Raw genomic sequence first — 18,914 nt, 5'->3', positions numbered from 1 at the left:
TCCGATCGGTTGACGGACCGAGTGAGGGGGAGCGGGAAGGGGTCGACAGAATATTGTCTACAGTATGCCTTCGGGGCGGTCAAGGGTCGCCGTCAGCAGGAAGCTCCAAAGAGTCGGGAGCGAATCCTGTCGGTTCACCTGCCCTCGTACCGGTGAGTCACAAAGAAGACTGGACCGTTCCGACTGTCCGCAAAGAGGGGTGGAACCGCCAATGACCGGCTCACGAGTCGTCGCGCTCGGGCACTATCAGCCTGCCAAGGTGCTCACGAACGGCGATCTGGCGGCCATGGTCGACACCAGCGACGAGTGGATCACCAGCCGGGTCGGCATCAGGACCCGTCACGTCGCGGGTCCCGACGAGCCCGTCGACGAGCTGGCCGCCCACGCCGGAGCCAAGGCCCTCGCCTCCGCGGGCCTCACCCCCGCCGACGTCGACCTCGTCCTGGTCGCCACCTCCACGGCGATCAACCGCTCCCCGAACATGGCCGCCCGCGTCGCCGCCCGCCTCGGCATGCCCTCGCCGGCCGTGATGGACCTCAATGTCGTCTGCTCGGGCTTCACCCACGCCCTGGCGACGGCCGACCACGCCATACGGGCAGGCTCCGCCACCCGCGCCCTGGTCATCGGCGCCGACAAGATGGCCGAGATCGCCGACTGGACCGACCGCACCACCTGCGTCCTGGTCGGCGACGGCGCCGGCGCCGCGGTCGTCGAGGCGTGCGCGGAGAGCGAGGAGCCTGGCATCGGCCCGGTGCTGTGGGGCTCGGTGCCGGAGATGGGGCACGCCGTACGCATCGAGGGCACGCCCCCGCGCTTCGCCCAGGAGGGGCAGTCGGTCTACCGCTGGGCCACCACCCAGCTGCCGCCCATCGCGCGCAAGGTGTGCGAGCGGGCCGGTGTGACGCCCGAGGAGCTGGCGGCCGTCGTCCTGCACCAGGCGAACCTGCGGATCATCGAGCCCGTCGCGCAGAAGATCGGCGCGGTCAACGCGGTGATCGCCCGCGACGTCGTGGATTCCGGCAACACCTCGGCGGCCAGCATTCCGATGGCCCTGTCCAAGCTCGTCGAGCGGGGCGAGGTCGAGTCCGGCGCACCCGTGCTGCTCTTCGGCTTCGGCGGAAACCTCTCGTACGCGGGCCAGGTCATCCGCTGTCCATGACGGGCCCTCACGGCCGTGGCAGGTGTGCGTTCCGGGTCTCGTCGCTGTCCGCGCCGGGGCCCGGACCTGTGTCCGAGCCGGGAACGGCGCCCCGGCGTGACGAGGATCTCGGCATGGCCCCGATGGTGCTCGGTAGACTGTAGACGATAGCCAATTCCGGAGTGCCGATCACAGACGGCCCAACACTGTCAGCGCTCGCCGATGTTTGCCCGAAGGGGGACACCGCGATGTTGTCCGCAGGACTGCCGCAAGGGACCGTGCCCAAGCTGGAGAGGCCGGGGCCGCTCCGCGAGCGCGTGTACGAGGCGCTGCTCGAACTCATCACGACCCGGGCCCTGCGCCCCGGCCAGCACCTGATCGAGAGCGAGCTCGCCGGGCACCTCGGGGTGTCGAGGCAGCCCGTACGCGAGGCGTTGCAGCGGCTCAACACCGAGGGGTGGGTCGACCTGCGGCCCGCACAGGGCGCGTTCGTGCACGAGCCCACCGAGGAGGAGGCCGACCAGCTGCTGTCGGTACGTACGCTCCTGGAGGCCGAGGCCGCCCGGCTCGCCGCCGCCAACGCGGGATCGGCCGGGATCGCCGCGCTGGAAGAGGTGTGCGCGAAGGGCGAGCAGGCCGTGGCGGACGACGACGTGGACCTCGCCGTGTCGCTCAACGCGCAGTTCCACGCCAAGGTCATGGAACTGGCGGGCAATGTCGTGCTCACCGAACTCGCGGCGCAGGTCGGCCGGCGCGTCCGCTGGTACTACACCCCGGTCGCCCGGCAGCGCGGCAAGCAGTCCTGGATCGAGCACCGCGCGCTGATCGCCGCGATCTCGGACCGCGACGAACGGCGCGCCACCGAGATCATGCGCGCGCACACGGAGCACACCCGCACGACGTACCACGAGCGCGTGACCTGAGGAGGCGCCCGGCGCCCCGCAGCACACGTCACACCAACGGCGGTACGACGCCTCGCGGGGCGTCACCCCCGTACGCCTTCGCCCGGCGCCCCGGCCTGCCGTCCGGGGCGCCGACGTCGTCCGGGGGACGCCGTGTCGGGGCGCGATCGCGGCTTTGTCCTCGGTGTGGAGAAAGTTGAGGCGGATTCCTGCGCAACTTCTTCCCACTCCCGGCAGCCGCTGCTACGTTCCCCTCCAAAGCCCGGCGGAGAAGGCCGATGAGGCAGGGAGGGGCACGTGAGACGGATGACGGCGCGACCCGCGAACGCGCATCAGGCGCGACTGCTCCGCCTGCTGCGTGACGGCGGGCCGAACTCCCGCGCACAGCTGGGCGACCAGATCGATCTCTCCCGTTCCAAGCTCGCCGTCGAGGTCGACCGGCTCCTCGACACCGGCCTCGTGGTCGCCGACGGCCTCGCCGCTTCCCGCGGCGGCCGCCGCTCGCACAACATCCGGCTGGCCCCCGCCCTGCGCTTCCTCGGCATCGACATCGGCGCCACCTCCATCGATGTGGCCGTCACCAACGCGGAGTTGGAGGTACTCGGTCACCTCAACCACCCCATGGACGTACGCGAGGGGCCGGTCGCCGTCTTCGAACAGGCCCTCGCCCTCGCCGCCAAGCTCAAGGCTTCCGGCCTCGCCGAGGGCTTCGACGGGGCCGGCATCGGGGTGCCGGGCCCGGTCCGCTTCCCGGAAGGCGTGCCGGTCGCGCCCCCGATCATGCCGGGCTGGGACGGCTTTCCCGTACGCGAGGCACTCAGCCAGGAGCTGGGCTGCCCCGTCATGGTCGACAACGACGTGAACCTGATGGCGATGGGGGAGCAGCACGCGGGCGTCGCCCGCTCCGTGGGCGACTTCCTCTGCGTCAAGATCGGCACCGGCATCGGCTGCGGCATTGTCGTCGGCGGCGAGGTCTACCGGGGTACGACCGGCAGCGCCGGCGACATCGGCCACATCCAGGTCGAACCGGACGGCCGTGCCTGCGCCTGCGGCAACAAGGGCTGCCTGGAAGCCCACTTCAGCGGCGCCGCGCTCGCCCGCGACGCCGAGGACGCGGCCCGCTCCGGCCGCTCACCCGAACTGGCCGCGCGCCTCGAAGCGGCGGGACGGCTCACGGCCGTCGACGTCGCCGCGGCCGCGGCGGCAGGCGACGCCACCTCGCTCGACCTCATCCGCGAGGGCGGCAACCGCGTCGGCCAGGTCATCGCCGGGCTCGTCAGCTTCTTCAACCCCGGGCTGGTGGTGATCGGCGGCGGGGTGACCGGCCTCGGCCACACCCTGCTCGCCAGCGTCCGCACCCAGGTCTACCGCCAGTCGCTGCCGCTGGCGACCGGCAACCTGCCCATCGTCCTGGGCGAGCTGGGACCCGCCGCCGGCGTGATCGGCGCGGCCCGGCTCATCAGCGACCACCTGTTCTCGCCTGCCTGACCCCGGCCGGCGCACGCCCGACCCGCACGCGACACCGCCACACCCGCCCCGCGACACCTCCAACTCCCGCACCGCGACACCGGCTCCGTACCGCACCGCCGCACCGCCGCACCGCCACTCCCGCACCGCGACACGTCACACCGCACCACGCACATGGCCGGCTTCGCCGTGCCCGAATTCGCTCTGCCCTGCCCAGTTTTGCCCTGCCCTGCTCGCTCACGGCCGCCGCACCAGCCGAGGGGAACCGTCATGGCGCCACCGCACGCAGCCCAGCCGAACGCAGCCCAGCCGCACGCAGCACCGCCCCTTCTTCTCACGATGTCCGGCATCACCAAGTCCTTCCCCGGCGTCCGCGCCCTCGACGGCGTCGACCTGGAGGTCCGGCCGGGCGAGGTCCACTGCCTCCTCGGCCAGAACGGCGCCGGGAAGTCCACCCTCATCAAGGTCCTCGCCGGCGTGCACCAGCCCGACGGCGGCGAGATCACCTGGGAGGGGGCCACCGTCGCCCTCAGGTCGCCCATCGCCGCCATGCGCCTCGGCATCGCCACCATCTACCAGGAACTCGACCTGGTGGAGGGCCTGTCGGTCGCCGAGAACATCTTCCTCGGCCACGAGCCGACCACCGCCGGCTTCGTCGTACGCGGCAAGCAGGCCCGCGCCGCCGCGACCGCCCTGCTGGAACGGCTCGGGCACCGCGAGATCGACTCCGGCAGGCTCGTCGGCTCGCTCTCCGCCGCCCAGCAGCAGATCGTCTCCATGGCGCGGGCGCTGTCCCACGACGTACGCCTCATCGTGATGGACGAACCGTCCGCCGCACTCGACCCCGACGAGGTCGACAACCTCTTCCGTATCGTCGCCGGACTCACCGCGGACGGCGTCGCCGTCGTCTACATCTCCCACCGGCTCGAAGAGATCCGGCGCATCGGCGACCGCGTGACGGTACTCAAGGACGGCCGCGCGGTCGCGGTCGGACTGCCCGCCAAGAGCACCCCGACGCGCGATGTCGTCGCGCTGATGACCGGCCGTGACGTCGCGTACGTCTTCCCCGAACGACCTGCGGACGGCGGCGCTCCCAGCGCTGCCGACCCGGTCCTGCGAGTCGAAGGGCTGGCCAGGCAGGGGGAGTTCGAATCCCTCGACCTCGACATCCGCCCCGGCGAGATCGTCGGCCTCGCCGGACTCGTCGGCTCGGGACGCTCCGAGGTCCTGGAGACGATCTACGGGGCGCGCAAACCCACCAGCGGGCGCGTACTCGTCGACGGGCGCCCCCTGCGCCCCGGCAGCGTCCGCGCGGCCGTCGGCGCCGGCATCGGGCTCGCCCCCGAGGAGCGCAAGGCGCAGGGCCTGCTGATGCTCGAATCCGTCACCCGCAACGTGTCCGTCTCGACCCTGTCCCGCTTCTCGCGCGGCGGCTGGCTCGACCGTACGGCCGAACGCGAGGCCGCCCGCGCCGCGACCCGCGAACTGTCCCTGCGGCCGGACAACCCCGACGCCCCCGTCCGCACCCTCTCCGGAGGCAACCAGCAGAAGGCCGTTCTCGCCCGCTGGCTGCTGCGCGGCTGCCGCGTCCTGCTGCTCGACGAGCCGACGCGCGGCGTGGACGTCGGTGCGCGCGCCGAGCTGTACGCCGTGATCCGCAGGCTGGCCGACGAAGGGCTCGCCGTACTTCTCGTATCCAGCGAGGTCCCGGAAGTCCTGGGCCTCGCCGACCGGGTGCTGGTGCTCAGGGAGGGCCGCGTCGTCCACACGGCGCCCGCCCGGGAGCTCGACGAGCACCGCGTACTCGACCTCGTGATGGAAGGGAGCCCGACGTCATGACGCAGCCCGTCTCGCCGGCGCAGCGGCAACAGCAGCAGGACGGTCAGGTCGCCGCCACGGCCACATCGCCCACCGGGCAGCCGGGCCGGCGCAGACTCGGACTGCGGCCGGACGTACGCAACCTCTCGCTGCTCGGCGTACTCGCGGTCCTCGTCGCGGTCGGCGGGTTCACCAAGCCCGAGCAGTTCCTCGACAGCAGCAATCTCCAGCTCGTCCTCACCCAGGCGTCCGTCATCGGCGTCGTCACCGTCGGCATGACCTTCGTCATCACCAGCGGCGGCATCGACCTGTCGGTCGGCGCGATCGTGGCACTCGCCTCGGTGTGGGCGACGACGCTCGCGACGCAGGAGTACGGCTTCGCGGGCATCCTCTTCACGGCGGTGGTCGTCGGCCTGGCCTGCGGGCTCGTCAACGGGATGCTCATCGCGTACGGCGGGCTGGTGCCGTTCATCGCGACGCTCGCGATGCTGGCTTCGGCGCGCGGACTCGCGCTCCAGATCACCGACGGCAAAACGCAGATCGTCACCGTCGACTCCGTGCTCGACCTCGGCATACCGGACTCGTACGTCCTCGGCATACCGCCCCTCGTGCTCGTCTTCGCGGTCGTCACCGTCGTCGGCTGGCTGCTGCTCAACCGCACCACCTTCGGCCGGCGTACGGTCGCGGTCGGCGGCAACGCGGAAGCGGCCAGGCTCGCCGGCATCGACGTACGCCGCCAGCGCCTGTACCTCTACCTGCTGTCCGGACTGTGCTGCGGAATCGCGGCCTTCCTTCTGGTCGTCCTGTCCGGCTCGGGACAGAACACCAACGGCAACCTGTACGAGCTCGACGCCATCGCGGCGGCGATCATCGGCGGGACGCTGCTCAGCGGCGGCCGGGGCACGATCGTCGGCTCCGTGCTCGGTGTCCTCGTCTTCACCACGATCACCAACATCTTCGCTCTCAACAACCTCCAGAGCGACGTCCAGCAGATCGCCAAGGGCGCGATCATCGTCGCCGCCGTACTCGTCCAGCGCCGCACCGCGCGCGACGGCGAGACCTGAGCACCCCTCCCGCTTCCCACCCCTCCCGCTCCCGCCCCCTCTTCCCCCCGTTCCCTCTTCCCCCTGTTCTCCCGCAAGCCCTGACTGAAGGGTTGGAACCGTCATGCCAGAAACCAGTCGCAGAGGACTGCTCTTCGGCACCGCGGCAGTGTCCGCGGGCGCCCTCCTCACCGCCTGCACCAGCAACGAGCCGAAGAAGCAGCCGGCCGCCGACAACCAACCGGCCGCCCCCGACGACAAGCCCGGCAAGAAGGTCACCATCGGCTTCGCCGGCCCCCAGGCGGACCACGGATGGCTCAACGCCATCAACGAGAACGCCAAGTCGCGCGCGGAGAAGTACTCCGAGGTCACCCTGGAGATCACCGAGGGATCGAACGACACCGCGGCGCAGATCGGCCAGGTCCAGACGCTGATCAACAAGAAGGTCGACGTACTGGTGATCCTGCCGGCCGACGGCAAGGCGCTCACCCAGGTCGGTCTCCAGGCGATGAAGGCGGGAATCCCCGTCATCAACCTGGACCGCATCTTCGCCTCGCCGCAGGCGTACCGCTGCTGGATCGGCGGCGACAACTACGGCATGGGCCTCAACGCGGGCAACTACATCGGCGAGCAGCTCAAGGACAAGAAGAACGCCAAGGTCGTGGAGCTGGCGGGCCTCGACAACCTGGAGCTCACCAAGCAGCGCAGCCAGGGCTTCGCCGACGCCCTCAAGAACTACCCGAACGTCAAGCGGGTCGCCCGCCAGGCCGCCGACTTCACCGTCGAATCCGGCCAGGCGAAGATGGCGCAGCTGCTCCAGGCGCAGAAGCAGTTCGACGCGCTGTGGAACCACGACGACGACCAGGGCGTGGGCGCGCTGCGCGCCATCCAGCAGGCCGGGCGCGACGACTTCCTGATGGTGGGCGGGGCGGGCGCCAAGGCGGCGATGGACGCCATCAAGGCGGACAACAGCGTGCTGAAGGCCACCGTCCTCTACCCGCCGACCATGGCCGCGTCCGCCATCGACCTGGCGCGCGCGCTCGGCCAGGGCAAGGGCGTCGGCGGGATGTCGGAACTGGAGATCCCCGCCTCGATCACGCTCTACTCGGCCGTCGTCACCAAGGACAACGTCGACGAGTACCTGCCCACGGGCTTCAGCTGAGCGGGCCGCCCGCCCGCCCCCACCGTGCGAGTGACCAGTTCGACGAGGAGGAATCCGTATGGCCCGCAGGGAAGAGTCGCAGACGGAGACAGACGCCGGTACGGGCGCGGCGGCCGGTGGCGCGGCGGCCGGTGTGTCGCCGCCGACGCTCGGTGTCGGCATGGTCGGATACGCGTTCATGGGAGCCGCCCACTCACAGGGCTGGCGCACCGCGGGCCGCGTCTTCGACCTGCCGGTGCGGCCGGTCCTCGCGGCCGTCTGCGGACGCGACGCCGCTGCCGTACGGGCCGCCGCGGACAAGCACGGGTGGGGGGGTGCGGAGACCGACTGGCGGGACCTCATCGCCCGCGACGACGTGCAGATCGTCGACATCTGCACACCGGGGGACAGCCACGCGGAGATCGCGGTCGCCGCGCTCGAAGCGGGCAAGCACGTGCTGTGCGAGAAGCCGCTGGCCAACTCGGTCGCCGAGGCGGAGGCCATGACGGCAGCCGCCGAACGCGCCCGCACACGGGGCCAGGTGGCGATGGTCGGCTTCAACTACCGCCGGGTGCCTGCCATGACGTACGCCCGGCGGCTGGTCGGGGAGGGGCGGCTCGGGGCGCTCCGGCACGTGCGGGTCACCTATCTCCAGGACTGGCTCGTCGACCCGGACTTCCCGCTCACCTGGCGGCTCCGCCGGGAGCACGCCGGCTCGGGCGCGCTCGGTGACCTGGGCGCGCACATCGTCGACCTCGCGCAGTACCTGGCGGGGGAGCCGGTGGTGGGGGTCTCGGCGATGACCGAGACGTTCGTACGGTCGAGGCCGCTGCCGGCGGGTGCGACGGCGGGGCTTTCGGGGGCCGGGGGCGCCGAACGAGGGACGGTGACCGTCGACGACTCGGCGCTCTTCACCGGGCGGCTCGCTTCGGGGGCGCTGGCCTCCTTCGAGGCGACGCGGATGGCGGCCGGCCGCAAGAACGCGCTCGGCATCGAGCTCAACGGTGAGCGCGGTTCCCTGGCCTTCGATCTGGAACGGCTGAACGAACTGTCCTTCCACGACCACACCGAGCCCGCCGCCTCCTCCGGTTTCCGGCGGATCCTGGTGACCGAACCGGAGCATCCGTACCTGGAGGCGTGGTGGCCGCCCGGTCACGCCCTGGGGTACGAGCACACCTTCGTCCACCAGGCGCGCGACCTGCTGCACGCCATCGCCACCGGCACCGACCCGGAACCGTCCTTCGCGGACGGGCTCCAGGTGCAGCGGGTGCTGGCGGCGGTGGAGGAGAGCGCCGGGAAGAACGCGCTCTACACGCCGGTACTCGATGCCCCGGCCCAGCCCCGGCCCCAGCCCGATCCCCGTCCCCGTACTTCCGTAGGAGGTCCGTCAGGCATGCCACGACCCTTCACACTCTTCACCGGCCAGTGGGCCGACCTCCCGCTGGAGGAGGTCTGCCGGCTGGCCCGCGACTTCGGTTACGACGGCCTCGAACTCGCCTGCTGGGGCGACCACTTCGAGGTGGACAAGGCGCTGAACGACCCCGGCTATCTGGACGGCAGGCACGAACTGCTCGACAAGTACGGCCTGAAGTGCTGGGCGATCTCGAACCATCTGGTCGGCCAGGCGGTCTGCGACGCCCCCATCGACGAGCGGCACCGAGCGATCCTGCCGGCGCGGATCTGGGGCGACGGCGAAGCCGAGGGCGTACGGCAGCGGGCCGCGGCGGAGATGGCGGACACGGCGAGGGCCGCGGCGGCCTTCGGCGTGCGTACGGTCATCGGCTTCACCGGATCGTCGATCTGGCACCTGGTGGCCATGTTCCCGCCGGTACCGCCGCACATGATCGAGCGGGGGTACGAGGACTTCGCCGAGCGCTGGAACCCGGTCCTCGACGTCTTCGACGCCGAGGGGGTGCGGTTCGCGCACGAAGTGCACCCGAGCGAGATCGCGTACGACTACTGGACGACGAAGCGGGCGCTGGAGGCGGTCGGGCACCGGCCGGCCTTCGGGCTGAACTTCGACCCGAGCCACTTCGTGTGGCAGGACCTTGATCCGGTCGGCTTCCTCTACGACTTCCGGGACCGGATCTACCACGTGGACTGCAAGGAGGCGCGCAAGCGGCTCGACGGCCGCAACGGCCGGCTCGGTTCGCACCTGCCGTGGGGTGACCCGCGGCGGGGGTGGGACTTCGTGTCGGCCGGGCACGGGGACGTCCCCTGGGAGGACGTGTTCCGGATGCTGCGGTCGATCGGGTACGAGGGACCGGTGTCGGTGGAGTGGGAGGACGCGGGGATGGACCGCCTGACGGGCGCGCCCGAAGCACTCGCCACCCTGAGGCGGTACGACTTCGACCCGCCGAGCGTGTCGTTCGACGCGGCGTTCGGAGGCGCGGACTAGGTTTTTCCCTCTCCCTTCCCCTTCCCGCCGCTTCCCCGCGGGAAGGGGAAAGCCCCTGGGGCAGCCCGGCGGTATCCGCCGCCGCCGGGCCGGTCCGGCTGCCCGCAAGCCGCTTTGTCCTGAGGCGGGAGAAAGTTCAACTTACCCGCCGCGCAAGGGCTTTCCGTTCCGGACGAACGAGGCTACCGTCCCTGAGGTGTACAGGACATGAGTCCGGATCCGGTGTGACGGCGCACTCCGGTTCCGGTTCCGAAACAGAGAGCTTCCACGCCCGGCGCGGTGCAGGACGAGCACCGCCCCGGCCCATTACCGGAGGACACTCGTGTACAGGAAACGGCTCAGAGCCGGATCGGCCCAGAAGACACTCGCCCTCCTCACCGGCGGCCTTCTGGTGGCCACCTCACTGGCCTTCACCACCACCGCCATCCCTGCCACCGCCGCCGAACCACCGGCCGCGCCCGTCGCCGCCGAGGACTTCCAGCAGGTCACCCTCGCCAAGGGCGAGCCCGAGACGGGCGAGCCGATGTCGCTCGCTGTGCTCCCCGACCGCAGCGTCCTGCACACCTCGCGCGACGGCGAGCTCCGCATGACGGACGCCGCCGGCACCACGCGCGTCGTCGGCACCGTCCCGGTCTACTCGCACGACGAAGAGGGACTCCAGGGCATCGGTATCGACCCGGAGTTCAGCGAGAACCGGCGGATCTACCTCTACTACGCGCCCCCGATGGACACCCCGGCCGGTGACGCCCCCAACGAGGGAACCGCCGCCGACTTCGCCAGGTTCGACGGCGTCAACCGGCTCTCACGCTTCGAACTCAAGGCCGACGGCACGCTCGACAACGCCAGCGAGAAGAAGATCCTCGACGTACCGGCCACCCGTGGCATCTGCTGCCACGTCGGCGGTGACATCGACTTCGACGCGCAGGGCAACCTCTACCTGTCGACCGGCGACGACTCCAACCCCTTCGCCTCCGACGGCTTCACCCCCATGGACGAACGCCCGAACCGCAATCCGGCGTACGACGCACGCCGCACCTCCGGCAACACGAACGACCTGCGCGGGAAGATCCTCCGTATCAAGGTGAACGAGGACGGCTCCTACGCGGTTCCCGAAGGCAACCTCTTTGCCCCGGGGACCGACAAGACGCGCCCCGAGATCTACGCCATGGGCTTCCGCAACCCCTTCCGCTTCAGCGTCGACAAGCCCACCGGCGTGCTGTACGTCGGCGACTACGGGCCCGACGCCGGCGCCGCCGACCCGAAGCGCGGCCCGGCCGGGCAGGTCGAGTTCGCCCGCGTCACCAAGCCCGGCAACTTCGGCTGGCCCTTCTGCACCGGCAAGAACGACGCCTACGTCGACTACGACTTCGCGACCAAGGAGTCCGGCGCGAAGTTCGACTGCGCCGCCCCCAGGAACACCTCGCCGCACAACACCGGCCTGACCGACCTGCCCCCCGCCCAGGAGGCGTGGATCCCGTACGACGGCGGCTCGGTCCCGGAGTTCGGCACCGGCTCGGAGTCCCCGATGGGCGGCCCCGTCTACCGGTACGACAAGGACCTCGACTCCCCGGTGAAGTTCCCCGAGGCGTACGACGGCGACTTCTTCGCCGGCGAGTTCGGCCGGCGCTGGATCAAGCGGATAGAGCAGGACGCCAACGGCGCCGTGCAGTCCATCAACCCCGTGCCGTGGACCGGCACCCAGGTCATGGACTCGGCCTTCGGCCCGGACGGCGCACTGTACGTACTGGACTACGGCACCGCCTGGTTCGGCGGCAACGAGCACTCCGGCCTCTACCGCATCGAGAACGCCACCAGCGGCCACTCGCCCGTCGCCGAAGCGGCGGCGGACAAGACGTCCGGCCAGGCGCCCCTGCGCGTGCGGTTCTCGTCCGCCGGGACGACGGACTCCGACGGCGACGCCCTGAAGTACTCCTGGACCTTCGGCGACGGCGGTACGTCGACGGCGGCCAACCCCACGTACACGTACCGGAAGAACGGCACTTACACCGCGACCGTCACCGCCAAGGACACCACCGGGCGCACCGGCTCGGCGAGCGTGCGGATCGTCGTCGGCAACACCGCGCCCAAGGTGACGCTCGAACTGCCCGGTGACGGGCAGCTCTTCACCTTCGGTGACGACGTGCCCTTCAAGGTGAAGGTCACCGACCCCGAGGACGGCACGGTCGACTGCGCCAAGGTCAAGGTGACCTACATCCTCGGCCACGACAGCCACGGCCACCCGATCACCTCGGCCAACGGCTGCACCGGCACCATCAAGACCCCCTCCGACAGCAGCCACGACCCGAACGCCAACATCTTCGCGGTCTTCGACGCCGAGTACACGGACGGCGGAGGCGGCGGCCAGGAGCCTCTGACCACCCACGACCAGAAGGTGCTCCAGCCCAAGCAGCGCCAGGCCGAGCACTACTCGAGCCAGAGCGGTGTCGCACCGCAGAGCAAGCCGACCGCGCACGGCGGCAAGACCGTCGGAGACATACACAACGGGGACTGGATCGCCTTCAAGCCCTACCGGGTCGGCGACGCCACCGCCCTCACCGCACGTGTCTCGTCGGGCGGAGCCGGCGGCACCCTGGAAGTCCGGACCGGAGCACCCGACGGCAGGCTGATCGGCTCCACCGTCGTCCCCGCGACCGGCGGCTGGAACGTCTTCCAGGACGTCACCACCACCATCAAGCGGCCCCCGGCCAAGACCACCACCCTCTACCTCGTCTTCAAGGGAGGCGCCGGAGCCCTCTTCGACCTCGACGACTTCACCTTCTCCACGGCGAAGAGCGACGCCACACCCAAGAAGCGGGTCCTGGTCTTCTCCAAGACCGCCGGCTTCCGCCACGACTCCATCGCGGCGGGCATCACAGCCCTGAAGGAACTCGGCGCCCAGCGCGGCCTCGCGGTGGACGCCACCGAGGAGGCGAAGCAGTTCACGCCCGAGAACCTGGCGAAGTACGAGGCGGTCGCCTTCCTCTCCACCACCGGGGACGTCCTGAACGCCAACCAGCAGACGGTCTTCGAGCAGTACGTCGCCGACGGAGGCGGCTACATGGGCATCCACGCCGCCGCCGACACCGAGTACGACTGGAAGTTCTACGGCGGGCTCGTCGGCGCGTACTTCGACTCGCACCCGCACATCCAGCCCGCGACCGTGCGCGTCGAGGACCACGACCACCCCGCGACCGCGCACCTGGACAGCACCTGGCAGCGCACCGACGAGTGGTACAACTACCGCACCAACCCCCGTGACCAGGCCCGCGTCCTGGCCACGCTCGACGAGACCAGCTACACCGGCGGGAAGATGAAGGGCGACCACCCGATCGCCTGGTGCCAGCCGTACGAGGGCGGGCGCTCCTTCTACACCGGAGGCGGCCACACCAAGGAGTCGTACGCCGAACCCGCCTTCCGCAAGCACCTGCTGGGCGGACTGCTCTACGCCACCGGCATCGCCAAGGCCGACTGCACACCCGCCAAGGGGTACCGGACGGTCTTCAACGGCGAAACGCTCGACGGATGGAAGCAGGCGGGCCCCGGTTCCTTCGAGATCAAGGACCGCACGCTGAACTCCACCGGCGGCATGGGCCTCCTCTGGTACCAGGCCAAGGAACTCGGGTCGTACTCGCTGAAGCTCGACTGGAAGACGGCCGGTGACGACAACTCCGGGATCTTCGTGGGCTTCCCGGCCTCCGACGACCCCTGGTCGGCTGTCGACAAGGGGTACGAGATCCAGATCGACGCGACGGACGCCCCCGACCGCACCACCGGGTCCGTGTACGGCTTCAAGGCCGCGAACACCGCCGCGCGGGACGCCGCGCTCAACCCGCCGGGGGAGTGGAACGCGTACGAGATCCGGGTCGAGGGCGAGCGGCTGCGCGTCTTCCTCAACGGTGTGAAGATCAACGACTTCACGAACACCGACCCCGCCCGCAGTCTGGCCCAGGGGCACATCGGCATCCAGAACCACGGCGCCGACGACCACGTTTCCTTCCGCAACATCAAGATCAAGGAGTTGCCCGCGAGAAGCGGCTCCCAGCACTGAAGCACCCTCCAGGACCGGCGGTGGGCGGGAGCACGCCGAGCCCCCGCCCACCGTCTTCTGGCCGCGTCCACCCTCCGCACTCTTCATCTCCGAGCCCATCTCCCCATCTCTCGATCTCTCCGGCAGGGAGGCAGCCCGTGACGACCACGGCCCATTCCGAAGACCCGACTGCGCACACGGCACGGACCGGGGTGTGGTTCGTCGGAGCACGCGGTTCCGTCGCCACGACCGCCGTCGCGGGCTGCGCGGCGCTCGCCGCGGGCCTCCACGCCCCGGACGGCATGGTCACCGAGACCCAGCCGTTCGCCGGCAGCGGCCTGGCGCCGCTGTCCTCACTCGTCTTCGGCGGTCACGACACGGTGAGCTGCCCCCTGCCCAAGCGGGCCGAGGAACTGGAGACGGGCGGTGTCCTGCCGCACGGACTGTCGTCCGCCGTACGCAGCGAACTGGCCGCCGCCGAGCGGGAGATCCGGACCGGCGGCCCCCTGCCCGGCGACACCCGCGGCGACGAGGAACTCATCGGCGCGTTCGCGGCGGACCTGCTGGACTTCGCGCGGCGGCAGCGTCTCGACCGGGTCGTCGTCGTCAACGTCGCCTCGACGGAGCCCGCGCCGGCGGACCCAGAGGTGCTCCCGCCCAGCTCCCTCTACGCGGCGGCCGCCCTGCGAGCCGGCTGCCCGTACGTCAACTTCACCCCCTCCACCGGGCTGCGCGCCCCGGCCCTCCAGGACGCCGTCGCGGCCAGCGGCCTTCCCCACGCGGGACGCGACGGCAAGACGGGCCAGACGCTGCTCCGTTCCGTACTCGCGCCGATGTTCGTGCAGCGCGCCCTGCCCGTACGGGCATGGTCGGGCACGAATCTGCTCGGCGGCGGGGACGGGGCAGCGCTGGCCGACCCGGCCGCAGCGGCGGCGAAGAACGCGGGCAAGAACCGCGTCCTCGCGGACACGCTGGGCGCGCTTCCGCAGGGCGACGTACACATCGACGACGTACCGGCGCTCGGTGACTGGAAGACGGCCTGGGACCACATCGCCTTCGCCGGCTTCCTCGGGTCCCGGATGACGCTCCAGACCACGTGGCAGGGGTGCGACTCGGCGCTCGCCGCGCCGCTCGTCCTGGACCTGGCGCGGCTGCTGGCCCGCGCCCACGAGGTGGGCGTCTCGGGCCCGCTGCCGGAGCTGGGCTTCTACTTCAAGGACCCGGACGGTGGCGGACCCGCGGCGCTGGGGGAGCAGTACGAGGCACTGCTGGCCTTCGCGGGCCGCCTGCGGGAGGCCCGATGAGGCGGTCCGCTCGCCTCGCCGCCTGGGCGGAACTCCTGCGGGTGTCCGCCCTGTTCACCGTCCCGGGTGACGCCGTGGCGGGGGCGGCGTCCATCGGCGTACGCCCCAACCGGGGGACGGCGCTGGCCGTCGGCTCCTCGCTGTGCCTGTACGAGGCGGGCATGGCGCTGAACGACTGGGCGGACCGCGCCGAGGACGCTGTGGACCGCCCGCACCGTCCGATCCCCTCCGGCCGCGTCACTCCCCGGCAGGCGCTGGCGGCGTCGGGCGCCCTGACGGTGGCCGGCCTCGCCCTGGCGGCGGGCGCGGGCCGCCCGGCGCTGGCGGTGGCCACGGGGCTGGCCGCCACGATCTGGGCCTACGACCTGCGGCTGAAGCACACGCCGGCCGCGCCCGCGACGATGGCCGCCGCGCGAGCACTGGACCTCCTGCTGGGCGCGACGGCGACGGGGGCGAGGACCGGTTCACCAGACGTCAGCTTTCCCCTCCCAGACCTGGCCCGAGGTCCCGAAAGGGGTGGGGCGGGGAACCTACTCACCGGGACCCGCCGCAGCCCGGCCGCACTGACCGCCGCGGCCATGCTCGGCGCCCACACCTACGCCGTCACAGCGGTCTCGCGCCGCGAGACGCAGGGCGGCTCCACCGCTGCGCCCCTCGCCGCCCTGGCGGCAGCAGCCGTACTGGCGACCCTGGCCGCCCGTGAACGCCCCGGTGCGGAGGCGGCCGGCGCTCCGCCCCGGCCGGCGGCCGGCGGCGGGTCGGCGCCGGCCGCCGCGCCCCCGCCCGCCCTCCACCCGGCGATCCGCGTCGCCACCCGCCTAGCGACCCCCGCCACCTTCGCGGCCGCCGCCTATTTCCGCACCGCGGCCAAGCCCCTCTTCCACGCCGTGCTCAATCCCTCCCCGCCCCTGACCCAGCGCGCCGTCGGCGGCGGAATCCGGGCCATGATCCCGCTCCAGGCCGCACTCGCCGCCCGCAGCGGTGCGGCGGGGGCGGGCGCGGCGCTCATGGGGCTCGTACCCCTCGCCCGAATGCTGTCGCGAAAGGTGAGCCCCACATGACCGTCACCCCCGCCCCCACTCCCGCCGCGCACACCACGCCGCTGCGCTTCGGGTACGGCACCAACGGCCTCACCGACCTCCGTCTGGACGACGCTCTGGCCCTCCTCGCCGGCCTCGGTTACGACGGCGTCGGCCTGACCCTCGACCACATGCACCTCGATCCCCTCGCCCCCGGACTCGCCGCCCGTACCCGGCACGTGGGCCGCAGGCTCTCGAAGCTCGGCCTGGGGGTGACCATCGAGACCGGCGCCCGGTACGTCCTCGATCCGCGCCGCAAACACGGCCCTTCCCTGCTCGACCCGGACCCGGCCGCCCGAGCCGCCCGCGCCGGACTGCTCCTCACGGCGGTACGCGTCGCCGCCGACCTCGGCGCCCGTGCTGTGCACTGCTTCAGCGGCGTCACCCCCGCCGGCACGCCGCCCGACCTCGCGTGGCAGCGGTTGAGGGAGTCACTCGGCCCGGTCATCGAGGCCGCCGCCACCGCCGGCGTACCGCTGGCCGTGGAGCCCGAACCCGGTCACCTCCTCGCCACCCTCGCCGACTTCCACCACCTGCGCCGCGCCCTCGGCGACCCGTCCTCTCTCGGCCTCACCCTCGACATCGGCCACTGTCAGTGCCTGGAGCCGTCCTCGCCCGCCGACTGCGTGCGCGAGGCCGCTCCCTGGCTGCGGCACGTCCAGATCGAGGACATGCGGCGTGGTGTGCACGAGCACCTTCCGTTCGGTGACGGCGAGATCGACTTCCCGCCCGTCCTGGAGGCACTCGCGGCCACCGGCTACCAGGGCCTCACGGTGGTCGAGCTTCCCCGCCACTCGCACGCCGGCCCCGAACTGGCCGCCCGGTCGATCGACTTCCTGCGCAAGGCGCAGCCCGCCGGAGCGGGCAGCGCTCTCCCGGCGGGAGGCGCACGATGCTGACCGAGCTGACCAACGGAGCCCCGCCCTCCGTCCTGCAAGCCGCACTCGAAGCACAACTGGCGGGCGCGGGCCGTGCCTGGCTCCACGAAGCCCTGGCCGAGGCGGAAGCCGAAGCAGAGGCAACGTCAGCGGAAGAGGCAGCGGCAGCGGAAAAGACGGCGGCAGCGGCCAGGGCGGGGGCAGCGACCAAGGCGGGAGCCGAAGCGGAAGCCGAGCTGCCCGGCCCGGCGGACGGACTTCGCGCCCGGTGGTCGATGCCCCTCTGGGAGATCCGCTTCGCCGAAGCCGGCCGCCACTGCCGTCCGGCCCACGTCCCGACCGCACCTGCCGCCCCGGACGCCCGGCACGCCGAGGACCTGGCCGACGCCGCCCGCGTCCTCCTGCTGCACGCCGTACGAGCCGACCACGCCACCACCGCCCGCCTGTACAGCCACGGCACCGCCGCCGAACGCCGCGCGGTGCTGTGGGCCCTGCCTCGTCTCGGTGCCACGCTCACGCCCCCCCGGGCCGCGCTCCCGCTCGTCGAAGACGCCCTGCGCACCAACGACACACGACTCGTCGCCGCCGCGGTCGGACCGTACGCCGCCGAGCACCTCGACCAGCACGCCTGGCGGCACGCCGTCCTCAAGTGCCTGTTCACCGGTGTGCCGGTCGAGGCCGTCGACGCCCTGTCCCCGCGCTCCCAGGGAGACACCGAACTGGCCCGGATGCTCCGCGACTACGCCGCCGAACGCACGGCCGCGGGCCGCCCCGTACCGGACGATCTCCACCGCGTCCTGGCCCTCACGGCCCTCCCGGACACCACGGCCGCCCCCACAGAGGAGTCCTGAGTTCTGATGCGCATCTTCGACCCCCACATCCACATGACCTCCCGCACCACGGACGACTACGAGGCGATGTACGCCGCCGGAGTGCGCGCCGTCGTCGAGCCCTCCTTCTGGCTGGGCCAGCCCCGCACCTCGCCCGCCAGCTTCTTCGACTACTTCGACGCACTCCTCGGCTGGGAGCCCTTCCGCGCCTCCCAGTACGGCATCGCCCACCACTGCACGCTCGCCCTCAACCCCAAAGAGGCGAACGACCCCCGCTGCACCCCCGTTCTCGACGCGCTTCCCCGCTACCTCGTCAAGGACTCCGTCGTCGCCGTCGGCGAGATCGGCTACGACTCCATGACCCCCGCCGAGGACACCGCCCTCGCCGCCCAGCTCCAGCTCGCCGCCGACCACGGGCTGCCCGCCCTCGTCCACACCCCGCACCGCGACAAGCTCGCCGGTCTCCACCGCACCGTCGACGTCATCCGTGAATCGAACCTCCCCCCGGAGCGTGTCCTCCTCGATCACCTCAACGAGACCACCGTAAAGGCCGCCACTGACAGCGGCTGCTGGCTCGGCTTCTCCATCTACCCCGACACGAAGATGGACGAGGACCGCATGGTCGCCGTCATCAAGGACCACGGTACGGAGAAGATCCTCGTCAACTCCGCCGCCGACTGGGGAAAGAGCGACCCGCTCAAGACCCGCAAGGTCGGCGACGCCCTGCTCGCCGCGGGCTTCACCGAGGACGACGTCGACCAGGTCCTGTGGCGCAATCCCGTCGCCTTCTACGGGCTCAGCGGCCGCCTGCGCCTCGACCTGTCCGATGCCCCCGAGCCGCTCCACGAGGGCAACTCCATCCTTCGCGGCGGGGAATGAGGGGAGGGGA

At 71.6% G+C, this 18,914-nt stretch carries 13 protein-coding genes and 1 pseudogene; all 14 read left to right on the top strand.

Annotation, left to right across the window (positions count from 1 at the left end; translation table 11 throughout):
* Positions 1-211 precede the first annotated feature (211 nt).
* The 14 genes and pseudogenes from AS594_RS06450 to AS594_RS06385 all read left to right on the top strand — a co-directional run bounded on the left by AS594_RS06450 (position 212) and on the right by AS594_RS06385 (position 18,904).
* Complete coding sequence (locus AS594_RS06450) at positions 212-1,159, top strand: beta-ketoacyl-ACP synthase III (protein ID WP_069933308.1); 948 nt, start codon at positions 212-214, stop codon at positions 1,157-1,159.
* A gap of 227 nt (positions 1,160-1,386) precedes the next feature.
* Positions 1,387-2,061 (top strand): GntR family transcriptional regulator, encoded by a 675-nt coding sequence (locus tag AS594_RS06445; protein WP_079144761.1) that lies wholly within the window; start codon positions 1,387-1,389, stop codon positions 2,059-2,061.
* A gap of 285 nt (positions 2,062-2,346) precedes the next feature.
* Entirely contained in the window at positions 2,347-3,528 is a 1,182-nt protein-coding gene (locus AS594_RS06440; RefSeq protein ID WP_069926104.1) for an ROK family transcriptional regulator, read from the top strand.
* A gap of 318 nt (positions 3,529-3,846) precedes the next feature.
* Positions 3,847-5,346, top strand: coding sequence for a sugar ABC transporter ATP-binding protein (locus tag AS594_RS06435; protein ID WP_069933973.1), 1,500 nt, complete (start codon positions 3,847-3,849; stop codon positions 5,344-5,346).
* A complete protein-coding gene (locus AS594_RS06430) occupies positions 5,343-6,389 on the top strand; it encodes an ABC transporter permease (protein ID WP_069933309.1) in 1,047 nt (348 codons plus the stop codon). Before AS594_RS06435 ends, AS594_RS06430 begins: the two co-directional genes overlap by 4 nt.
* A gap of 103 nt (positions 6,390-6,492) precedes the next feature.
* A complete protein-coding gene (locus AS594_RS06425; RefSeq protein ID WP_069926102.1) occupies positions 6,493-7,530 on the top strand; it encodes a substrate-binding domain-containing protein in 1,038 nt (345 codons plus the stop codon).
* 58 nt (positions 7,531-7,588) lie between these two features.
* Positions 7,589-8,830, top strand: a pseudogene (locus AS594_RS06420) (Gfo/Idh/MocA family protein); the annotation flags it as partial.
* A gap of 72 nt (positions 8,831-8,902) precedes the next feature.
* On the top strand, positions 8,903-9,907 hold the full coding sequence (locus tag AS594_RS06415; protein ID WP_069933311.1) for a sugar phosphate isomerase/epimerase family protein: 1,005 nt from the start codon (positions 8,903-8,905) through the stop codon (positions 9,905-9,907).
* 322 nt (positions 9,908-10,229) lie between these two features.
* Positions 10,230-13,955: a ThuA domain-containing protein gene (locus AS594_RS06410; protein ID WP_069933312.1), complete on the top strand. Its 3,726-nt coding sequence runs from the start codon at positions 10,230-10,232 to the stop codon at positions 13,953-13,955.
* Positions 13,956-14,092: 137 nt separating this feature from the next.
* Positions 14,093-15,238, top strand: a complete 1,146-nt coding sequence (locus tag AS594_RS06405) for an inositol-3-phosphate synthase (protein WP_069933313.1) — start codon at positions 14,093-14,095, stop codon at positions 15,236-15,238.
* Entirely contained in the window at positions 15,235-16,299 is a 1,065-nt protein-coding gene (locus AS594_RS06400) for an SCO3242 family prenyltransferase (protein ID WP_069934983.1), read from the top strand. The genes AS594_RS06405 and AS594_RS06400 overlap by 4 nt, the downstream gene beginning before the upstream one ends.
* Complete coding sequence (locus AS594_RS06395; RefSeq protein ID WP_069933315.1) at positions 16,296-17,216, top strand: sugar phosphate isomerase/epimerase family protein; 921 nt, start codon at positions 16,296-16,298, stop codon at positions 17,214-17,216. Before AS594_RS06400 ends, AS594_RS06395 begins: the two co-directional genes overlap by 4 nt.
* Positions 17,210-18,046 (top strand): EboA domain-containing protein, encoded by an 837-nt coding sequence (locus AS594_RS06390; RefSeq protein WP_069934982.1) that lies wholly within the window; start codon positions 17,210-17,212, stop codon positions 18,044-18,046. Before AS594_RS06395 ends, AS594_RS06390 begins: the two co-directional genes overlap by 7 nt.
* Positions 18,047-18,052: 6 nt before the next feature.
* A complete protein-coding gene (locus AS594_RS06385) occupies positions 18,053-18,904 on the top strand; it encodes a TatD family hydrolase (protein WP_069933317.1) in 852 nt (283 codons plus the stop codon).
* Positions 18,905-18,914: the final 10 nt, after the last annotated feature.

Source organism: Streptomyces agglomeratus, assembly GCF_001746415.1.
Taxonomy (GTDB): domain Bacteria; phylum Actinomycetota; class Actinomycetes; order Streptomycetales; family Streptomycetaceae; genus Streptomyces; species Streptomyces agglomeratus.
The sequence above is the reverse complement of the archived record's forward strand: the minus strand, read 5'-3'. Positions and strand labels throughout refer to the sequence as shown.